The sequence below is a fragment of the Rugosimonospora acidiphila genome (assembly GCF_039543385.1).
Classification (GTDB): Bacteria; Actinomycetota; Actinomycetes; order Mycobacteriales; family Micromonosporaceae; genus Rugosimonospora; species Rugosimonospora acidiphila.
On the sequence record NZ_BAABJQ010000039.1, the window covers coordinates 25,017 to 31,807 of the forward strand.

General features: G+C 69.1%; 5 protein-coding genes. 4 read left to right on the forward strand and 1 reads right to left on the reverse strand.

Annotated features, from left to right (window positions below):
* Nucleotides 1-17: 17 nt before the first annotated feature.
* Genes eccCa through ABEA87_RS37980 form a run of 3 tightly spaced genes read left to right on the forward strand, consistent with a single transcriptional unit; the run spans nucleotide 18 to nucleotide 4,765 of the window.
* The gene (gene eccCa, locus ABEA87_RS37970) at nucleotides 18-4,052 is read left to right on the forward strand and encodes a type VII secretion protein EccCa (protein WP_345638127.1); all 4,035 of its coding nucleotides are present in this window, start codon (nucleotides 18-20) and stop codon (nucleotides 4,050-4,052) included.
* 38 nt (nucleotides 4,053-4,090) lie between these two features.
* Complete coding sequence (locus ABEA87_RS37975; RefSeq protein ID WP_345638128.1) at nucleotides 4,091-4,408, forward strand: WXG100 family type VII secretion target; 318 nt, start codon at nucleotides 4,091-4,093, stop codon at nucleotides 4,406-4,408.
* Nucleotides 4,409-4,453: 45 nt separating this feature from the next.
* Nucleotides 4,454-4,765 (forward strand): WXG100 family type VII secretion target, encoded by a 312-nt coding sequence (locus tag ABEA87_RS37980; RefSeq protein ID WP_345638130.1) that lies wholly within the window; start codon nucleotides 4,454-4,456, stop codon nucleotides 4,763-4,765.
* 443 nt (nucleotides 4,766-5,208) lie between these two features.
* On the opposite strand, the gene ABEA87_RS37985 is transcribed toward ABEA87_RS37980, so the two are convergent.
* A complete protein-coding gene (locus tag ABEA87_RS37985; protein WP_345638132.1) occupies nucleotides 5,209-6,078 on the reverse strand; it encodes a hypothetical protein in 870 nt (289 codons plus the stop codon).
* A 236-nt stretch (nucleotides 6,079-6,314) separates the two neighbouring features.
* Between ABEA87_RS37985 and ABEA87_RS37990 the strand changes: the two genes are divergently transcribed.
* Nucleotides 6,315-6,755, forward strand: a complete 441-nt coding sequence (locus tag ABEA87_RS37990; RefSeq protein ID WP_345638133.1) for a WXG100 family type VII secretion target — start codon at nucleotides 6,315-6,317, stop codon at nucleotides 6,753-6,755.
* Nucleotides 6,756-6,791 lie beyond the last annotated feature (36 nt).

The following is a 6,791-nucleotide window of genomic DNA, read 5'->3' on the forward strand; positions in this document are numbered from 1 at the left end:
GTGGATCGAGGACAGTCATGAGTCGACTCGCGATGCATCGTCCCGCGCGGTTCGCACCGCCTCCGTTGCCGGACGAGAAGATCGTGCTACCCACGCCGCCGGAGGTGCAGCAGAAGCAGGGTGGCGCCATGTGGATCACCCTGGCGTTGCCATTGCTCAGCAGCATCGGTATGGCCGCCTACATGATCACCTTCGGTCGGCCGATCCTGATCGTCATCGGCGTGCTTTTCGTGCTGGCGGCGATCGGCACCACCGTAGCGACGCGGATGCAGACCCTCAACGCCCACCGGCACAGCAGCCGCCGGCAGCGCCTGCGCTACCGCGACCACCTCACCACCGCGCGCGGGCACGCCCGGAATGTGGCCGCCGCCCAGCGCGAACTCGCCGCAGTGACCCACCCCGACCCGGAGCAGCTGTGGGCGATCACGACAAGCTACGACCGGATCTGGGAGCGGCGCCCGGCCGATCCCGACTTCCTGCACGTGCGCGTCGGTCTCGGTGAAGCCTCGTTGAGCACGCCCCTGCAGATCGGTAACCGACTCGACCCGCTCGCCGACTACGACGGGGATTCACTGCGCGCGGCACAGCGGCTCGTCACTCGCCATGGCACGGTCAGCGGGCAGCCGGCGGTCATCGATTTTGGTGACTGTGGGGTGCTCAGCATCCTCGGTCCACGGGAGCGCATCGAGGCGTTGACCCGTGCGGTGCTCTGCCAGATCGCCGTGCTGCACGCACCCGACGACGTGGGCATCATGGTCGAGCGCTCCGGTCCGGGCGACTGGGATTGGGCCAAATGGCTGCCGCACGCGATCGAGGAGGACGCGCCGGGACCAGCCGGCGTGGTACCGCTGGTCGCCGAGAATCCCGCCGGACTGGCCGAAGTCCTCGAACGTGAACTGCTGTACCGCCAGGAGCAGACGGCACGCCGCGGCCACCTCGGCGTTGGATTGCAGGCTGCCCGGGCACCGCGCCGGCTCGTCATCGTGATCACCGGATTCCAGCCGGTGTCCGAGTGGGGCCGCTCACCGTTGCTGCGGGCACTGCTCGCCGGCGCCGGCCCGCAGCTGGGCATCACGCTGGTGTTCCTCGTGGACCGGGACACGGACGAGCCGGAGCGGGTCGACCTGAGGCTGCGTCTGACCGACGAGGGCCTCACGATGGAGGGGCGAGCGGGCCACATCAAGTCCGCCGTGGAGGGCGCCGTACCGGACGCGGTACCTGTCGCGCTCGCCGAGCTCATCGCACGGCGGCTCGCGCCGCTGCGGCTGACCGACGAAGGCGAACAGGTGCTCTCCCGCACCATCTCGTTGACCGAGATGGTGCTCGGTGCCGATCCGCTCACTGCCGACATCGCCACCCGCTGGGCAGAGGTGAGCGCCGACCGGCTGCTGCGGGTCCCGATCGGCAACGACGGCGACGGCGAACCGGTCATCCTGGACATCAAGGAGCCGGCGCAGGGCGGCTTCGGCCCGCACGGGCTGATCGTCGGCGCCACCGGGTCGGGCAAGAGCGAGTTGCTGCGCACGCTGGTGACCGCGCTGTCCCTGACTCACCCGCCCGAACTGCTCAGCTACGTCCTGGTCGACTTCAAGGGCGGCGCCGCGTTCGCCCCGCTGGCCGACCTGCCTCACGTCGCCGGCCTGATCACCAACCTGGCCGACGACGCGGCGATGATCGACCGGGCGCAGGCGGCGCTGGTCGGCGAGCAGCAGCGCAGGCAGCAGCTGCTGCGCTCGGCCGGCAATGTCGACTCGATCCGGGAGTACCAGCGCCGGCGCGACGCCGGGGGAACGGACCTCAACGGCGAGCCACTGCCGCCGCTGCCGTACCTGCTGTTCATCGTCGACGAATTCAGCGAACTGCTGTCCGGCCGCCCGGAGTTCGTGGACCTGTTCGTCCAGATCGGACGCGTCGGCCGCAGCCTCGGTATCCACTTGCTGCTGGCCACCCAGCGGCTGGAGGAGGGGCGGCTGCGCGGCCTCGACTCGCACCTGTCCTACCGCATCTGCCTGCGCACGTTCAGCGCCGCCGAGAGCCGGACCGTCATCGGTACGACCGACGCGTACCGGCTGCCCCCGATCCCCGGCTCGGCGTACCTGAAGGTCGACGAGTCGATGTACCAGCGGCTGCGGGTGGCCCACGTATCCTCGCCGTACCTGTCAGCGCAGGAACGCGCGGAATCGGCCCGGGTACCGGGATCGTCGGTCGTGCCGTTCGTCGCGTCCCGGTCGCTGGATGCCGAGGTACCCGCCACGCCCACCCCGACGCCCGCCGAGCCGACCGCGACGGAACTGGCGGTCGTGGTGGACCGCCTGGGCCGCATCGGTCATCCGGTGCACCAGGTGTGGCTGCCGCCGCTTCCCGCGGCGATTCCGCTGGACTACCTCACCGGTGCGCCCGCCATACGTCCCGGGCGGGGACTGTCGATGCCCGCCTGGCCGGACAACGGCCGGTTGGTCATCCCGATCGGCGTGCTGGACCTGCCGTTGCAGCAGCAACAGAAGCCGTTGACGATGGACTTCAGCGGCCCGCACGGACACCTGGCGATCGTCGGTGCGCCACAGACGGGCCGCAGCACGGCCCTGCGGACCGTGATGATGGCCGGCATGCTCACGCACACGCCCGAGGAGATGCAGTTCTACTGCATCGACTTCGGAGGCGGCAGCCTGCACCAGTACGTGGCAGCACCGCACGTCGGCTCCGTGGCCGGGCGCACCGACACCGAGCGCACCCGGCGCACCCTGGCCGAAGTGCGCGCACTGATCGTTGAAAGAGAGGCGACCTTCCGGGCGATGGGCATCGCGTCCGTCGCCGAGTTCCGCGCCCGCCGCGCGGCGGGCCGGCTGCCTGCCGGACTGCGTGCCGCGGACGTGTTCCTGATCATCGACAACTGGGGCGGACTGCGCGGCGAACTCGACGACGTCGACGGAGCCGTCGCGGACATCGCCGCGCGCGGCCTCGGGGTCGGGGTGCACCTGTTGCTGACGACGAGCCGGTGGAGCGAGATCCGCCCGGCACTGCGCGACAGCATCGGTACCCGGGTCGAGCTGCGCCTCAACGATCCGACCGAGTCCGAGATCAACCGCCGGCTCGCCGCACGGCTGGCACAGGCGGTACCGGGTCGGGGCCTGGCCGCGCCGGGTGCGTACTTCCAGCTGGCCCTGCCGCGACTGGACGGGCAGGAGACCGCGGACGGAGCCTACGAGGCGCAGCAGGACACCATCGCGAAACTCGCGGCCGCCTGGGCGGGGCCCAAGGCGCCGGCCATCCGGATGCTGCCCGAGCTGTTACACCTGACCGAGATACCGCAGTCTCCCGCATCCGGGGCGCCGATCGGCATCGCGGAGGCGGACCTGGGGGCGGTGCACCTCGATCTGACCGCCGGCGACCCGTGTTTCCTCGTCTATGGCGACGCCGGGTCGGGCAAGACGACCTTCATGCAGACCCTGGTGGCGGGGATCGCAGCGACCTCCACCGCCTGGGATGCACGGATCCTGCTCGTGGACTACCGGCGCTCGCTGCTCGGTGCGGTACCCGAGGACTACCTCGCCGCGTACGCGCCCGACCTGGTGGCCGCCGGGACCTACCTCGAGCAGCTGTGCGAAAAGCTGGCCGAGCGGCTGCCGCCGGCCGGCGTCACCGCGAAGCAGCTGGCCGCCCGGTCATGGTGGGAAGGCCCCGACCTCTACCTGCTGGTCGACGACTATGACCTGGTCGGGGCCCAGCCGTTCGCACCGCTCATGGACTTCCTACCCCACGCCCGCGACATCGGCCTGCATGTGGTGCTGACCCGCCGGGTCGCGGGATCGAGCCGCAACGCCTTCGCCGACCGGTTCCTCACCCGGATCCAGGAGCTCGGCTGCGGCGGCCTGGTGCTGTCCGGCGACCGCAAGGAGGGTCCGGTGCTCGCCGACGAGCGGGCGGCGATCCGGTCGCCGGGGCGCGGGGTGCTGGTGCGCCGTGGTGAGCCCAGCAGGCTGGTCCAGATCGCCCTACCGGACACCGACGAGCGTGACGCGGTCGCTGGCGCCAGCGCCCGCGACAACACCTAGGCCCTGACAGCAGGGGACTCGAGAAAGCGAGGAGCACCATGCAATTCGAAGTCACCGCGGCGGAGCTGAACAACGCGGCGTCGAACTGCCTGAACGCCAACGAGACGATCCAGGGCGAGATCACCGCGATGCGCAACTACGTCGCCGGCCTCATGGGTGCCTACCAGGGCCCCGCCGCGATGGCGCTGCAGAACCTGTCCGACCAGTGGGGCAGTGACGCCCTGGCGCTCAGCAACGTGTTGACCACCATCGCCAACAACCTCACCAGCAACGCCAACAACTACGTCGCGAACGAGGACACCAACACCAAGAACTATGCGAACCTCACCAACAATCTGCCACCGGCCCGGTTCTAGACCGGTCGTCGAGGCTCACGAGAGATCCCAGACAAGGAGCACGACATGGCAGACGCAAGCGGATCGAAAATCGCGGTGACCGACGACCTGGCGAACAGCGGCGCCTCGATCATGGCCATCGCGACGCAGCTCGGCGACAATCTGACCCGGCTCACCGCCATGCTGGCGACACTTCAGGAGTACTGGACCGGCCAGGCGAACGTCACCTGGCAGGACCTGCAGACCCAGTGGAACACCGCCGCCGCGGACCTGATGACCGCGCCCGGTCAGCTTGGCGCGATCTCCAACGCCGCATCCACGAACTGGCAGAACTACGTCGACACCGAGACGGCCAATGTCTCGAGCTGGAGTCACTGATCGCTGATCCGGACGTGGCACGTGGGTCGGCTTTCCGCTACGGCGGATAGCCGACCCTTCTGCTTGCGCCGGGTGAGCCTCCTGTGATAGCCCGCGTTCACCAGCAGGTCGGAGATGGCGCGAGCGCCGTCGAGGCGTATCAGCAGGCGGTGGCGGCGACACCAGCGGACATGGGGTGGGACAGGGCCGAGGCAATGGCTTCCCTGGCCGAATGCCAGGCTCGGTTCGGGTATCGCGAAACGGCGGGTCGCACCGCCGCCCACGCCCGGCGGCTCATCGACGGCATCTACCACGCCTCCGCCGGGCGCCAACGAGCCAGGCTGGACGCAATCGCGCCGGACGCGACGTGAGAGGCGGCGGACTCCGCGGCCGGCTGAGCTACCGCCACCACGCCAGGCTGGTGCTCGGGGCAACAGATGGGGCAAAGGTTCCCTGACGCGGCACTAGCCGTTTGGGCCGGGAGTGGCGGGCGGCGGGCCACCGTCGGCGGGCAGGAACGAGTCGAGGTCGGCCCTGGCGTACAACTGGGCCGCGTTGTTCAACGCCCGGGTGAACTGGCCCGTAAGCTCCAGCGTGTCACCGACATTCAGCAGCAGTCTGTCCTGTGTATGGGTCATTTCCCCGACCATGTTGGGCATGTAGAGGCCGTCGGGCAGTGCGTTGGCCACCGCGGTCTTCAGCGAGTCGTAGTTCGCCAGGTTCGCATCGATCTCGGCCAGCACCGTGTTCTCGACGTCCCGGATGCCGCCCGGCTGCACCAGATATGCCGCGTGGTGGGGCGGCGAGGTGACCTGCTGCGGCGACCCGCTGCCGTTGTCGGCGCTGACGATGTTCTTCCCGGTGACGTCGGGAGCGACCCCACCCCAGGTGTCCTTCAGCTCCGGCGCCACGACGTCCGGCGGCGGCGGCTTGTTTCCGTCGTAGCTCGGATGCTGAGCGTTGTTGGGGAGGTGGTCCGGGTCGGTGAGCTCGTCATAGCTGTACGCGTGCAGGTCGTTCTGGTTGGGGTCGTCACCCCACACCCACTGCGCTCCCTTGCCGTAAACGTGCCAGGAGCCCTTGTTGCGGACGCCGGTCGGATCCTGCTGGACGTCGGTGACCGCGGCGTGGCCCCACTGCTTGACCAGGTTCGGATCCGGCTCTTTGTGCGCGTTCCAGGTGAAGGTGCCATCGCTGTTCTGTGACCAGGAACCGTTCCATACCCAGGTCCAGCCCTGGCCATTGTTATAGTCCATCCACTGGCCGTCCGGCGACTTGGGCGGCGGGACGGGTCCGGGGTCGTTCTGTCGGGGGCCCTGGCTCTGCGACGGCATCGCGCACTCCTTCCGCGGGCGAGTCGAAGCTTCAGTCTCAGGCGCTGGGACACAGCTCGGCAATGTCCGCCTCCGTCGGCCCGCCCGACATCTGCTGGCGTACGCCATCGCCCCGTCCCCTGGATGTCCCTCCGGTGAGACTTGTCCCGTCCCCACCGGGCGGCTGTAGGTTCGCGTGACTATATGCGTCGCGGTTCGGCCGTGCCTGCCGGCCTGCGCCCAGCAGCGGAGGTGTCATGGTGCCGGCGCCAGCCAACTACAACGATGCCAGTCTGACCATCAACGTCGACCCGGACGCCGTGTGGAAGTACGGCGCCACCGACCTGCCGGCACAGATGAAGGCGATCGGCGACACGGTGGGTCGCATCCATGACATCTGGAACGGGCTGAAGCTCGGCTGGGCGGGTACGACCGCGGACGAGGCGCAGGACTTCGCGGACCGCTGGAACGGGGCGGTGACGACATTGTTCGGCTCGCAGGCGAACCCGAACTCCAGCGTGCTCTACCAGATCACCGTGGCGGTGCAGACCGCTTCGCTGAACTACGCCACGACAGAGGAAGAAGTGTCGAAGATGTTCTTGGACTTCTACGACGCGCTGCCGGGCGGTGGCGGATCGAACCAGCCGCCGACGCGGGATCAGGATCTTGGGCCGGTCACCGAGCAAGCTCACTGGTGACGTGGTAGTCGTGGGGATGCGAGGTTAGTTCCAGCC

Excerpts from the sequence above, each read along its gene's own strand:
- ABEA87_RS37980 (WP_345638130.1), top strand. The coding sequence starts at position 4,454 with ATGGCAGACGCAAGCGGATCGAAAATCGCGGTGACCGACGACCTGGCG.
- ABEA87_RS37975 (WP_345638128.1), top strand. The coding sequence starts at position 4,091 with ATGCAATTCGAAGTCACCGCGGCGGAGCTGAACAACGCGGCGTCGAAC.
- eccCa (WP_345638127.1), top strand. The coding sequence starts at position 18 with ATGAGTCGACTCGCGATGCATCGTCCCGCGCGGTTCGCACCGCCTCCG.
- ABEA87_RS37985 (WP_345638132.1), bottom strand. The coding sequence starts at position 6,078 with ATGCCGTCGCAGAGCCAGGGCCCCCGACAGAACGACCCCGGACCCGTC.
- ABEA87_RS37990 (WP_345638133.1), top strand. The coding sequence starts at position 6,315 with ATGGTGCCGGCGCCAGCCAACTACAACGATGCCAGTCTGACCATCAAC.